Origin of the sequence: Streptomyces sp. NPDC056503 (assembly GCF_042794995.1) — a bacterium.
In the GTDB taxonomy this organism is placed as follows: Bacteria; Actinomycetota; Actinomycetes; order Streptomycetales; family Streptomycetaceae; genus Streptomyces.
This window is the reverse complement of sequence record NZ_JBHTST010000269.1, coordinates 1-2021: the sequence shown is the minus strand read 5'-3', so window position 1 is coordinate 2021 and position 2021 is coordinate 1. Positions and strand designations below refer to the sequence as shown.

At 72.1% G+C, this 2021-nt stretch carries 2 protein-coding genes; one reads left to right on the top strand and one right to left on the bottom strand.

The window, feature by feature from the left end:
• Positions 1 to 166: 166 nt before the first annotated feature.
• Positions 167 to 535, bottom strand: a complete 369-nt coding sequence (locus ACFQ8C_RS36935) for a YbjQ family protein (RefSeq protein WP_383466330.1) — start codon at positions 533 to 535, stop codon at positions 167 to 169.
• A 167-nt stretch (positions 536 to 702) separates the two neighbouring features.
• On the opposite strand from ACFQ8C_RS36935, the gene ACFQ8C_RS36930 reads away from it, so the two are divergent.
• Positions 703 to 1956, top strand: a complete 1254-nt coding sequence (locus ACFQ8C_RS36930) for a DedA family protein (protein WP_383466328.1) — start codon at positions 703 to 705, stop codon at positions 1954 to 1956.
• Positions 1957 to 2021: the final 65 nt, after the last annotated feature.

Genomic DNA, 2021 nt, shown 5'->3' with positions numbered 1-2021 from the left:
GGGCGGGACCGGACCACCTGCCGTCCGGTCCCGCCCCCGCCCGCCCGCCCGGCCGCACCCGCCCGCGTACGCGACCGGGTCCGCGCCCGCCCGGGTCCGCGCCCGCCCGGGTATGTCCCGGGCCGCGTACGCCCCGGGCCGGTGCCCGGGCGCGTATTGCCGGGGGTCAGGTGCGCTGCGCGATGACCACGGCCGTGCCGTAGGCGCAGACCTCGGTCCCCACGTCGGCCGCCTCCGTGACGTCGAAGCGGAACATCAGCACGGCGTTCGCTCCGCGCGCCCTGGCCTGCTCCACCAGGCGGTCCATCGCCTGGTTGCGGGTCTCCACCAGGGTCTTCGTCAGGCCCTTCAGCTCGCCGCCGATCATCGACTTCAGACCGGCGCCGATCTGGCTGCCCAGGTGCCGGGACCGTACCGTCAGTCCGAAGACCTCGCCGATCACCTGTCGTACCTCGTAGCCGGGGATGTCGTTCGTCGTCACCACCAGCACGTCGGGGTGCGGTCCCTGACCGCCTCCGTACTCCTCGATGCCCATCGGCACTCACCTCCTGGTCACCCAGGGTCGCCGCAAGGAAGCCGCTCCGCATCCCGTGCCACCCGGGTGGAACCGGGACCAGTCCCTCCGCGTTGATAGCTTGGGGCGCGCCGTCGGTACGTCCCCGTCCCGACATGCCCCACCCCGACCGGCAGGAGCCCGGAACCGTGAACACGCTTGCCCTCGGACCGAGCTGGCTGGATCCGGACTACCTGATCCAGACCTTCGGTCTGATCGGCGTCCTCGCCATCGTCTTCGCCGAGTCCGGACTCCTCATCGGGTTCTTCCTCCCCGGCGACTCGCTGCTCTTCACGACCGGCCTCCTCGTCACCACGGGCAAGCTCGACAGCCCGCTGTGGCTGGTCTGCACGCTGGTCGTCGCCGCGGCGATCATCGGCGACCAGGTGGGCTACCTCTTCGGCCGGAAGGTCGGCCCCTCGCTCTTCCGGCGTCCCGACTCCAAGCTCTTCAAGCAGGAGAACGTCGAGAAGGCCCACGAGTTCTTCGAGAAGCACGGCCCGAAGTCCCTCATCCTGGCCCGCTTCGTGCCGATCATCCGCACCTTCACGCCGATCATCGCCGGCGTCAGCCGGATGAACTACCGCTCCTTCATCACCTTCAACGTCATCGGCGGCGTCCTCTGGGGCGCCGGCGTGACGCTGCTCGGCGCCTCCCTCGGCAAGATCGACTTCGTCCACCGGCACATCGAGGCGATCCTCATCGGCATCGTCCTCGTCTCGGTCGTCCCGATCGTGATCGAGTACCTCCGGGCCCGCTCCCAGTCGAAGAAGGCCGCCGCCCAGGGCACGGCCCCCGCCGCCCCGGCGGCCCCCGACGAGCAGCCCGGTCACGGCCGTCCCGGCTACGGCGAGCGGTCCGACCAGAGCGGCTACGGAGACCAGGGCGGCCAGGGCGGTTACGGCGATCAGCAGGACCAGGGCGGCTACGGCAACCAGGGCGGGTACGCCGGTCAGGGCGGCTACGGCAACCAGGGCGGCTATGCAGGTCAGGCCGGGTACGACGGTCAGGCCGGGTACGGCAACCAGGGCGGCTACGCCGGTCAGGCCGGGTACGACGGCCAGGGCGGCTACGACGGCCAGGCCGGGTACGCCGGTCAGGGTGGCTACGGCAACCAGGGTGGCTACGCCGCTCAGGGCGGCTACGGCGATCAGGCCGGGTACGCCGGTCAGGCTGGCTACGGCAACCAGGGCGGGTACGCCGGTCAGGGCGGCTACGACGGTCAGGCCGGCTACGGCTACGGCAACCAGCCCGCCTACGGTGAGCAGCCCGGCTACGGCGAGCAGGGCGGCCAGGGCGGCTACGGCGCGCACCCGGTCCAGGGCGGCTACGGCGAGCAGGGCGGCTACGGCGGCCAGAACCCGCCCCCGCACGACGGGGACGACCGGCACGCCCAGCGCTAGGACAGCGCCGGCGACAGCGCCGACTACAGCGACAGCGCTCTGCCCCCGGCCTTCCGGCCGGGGGC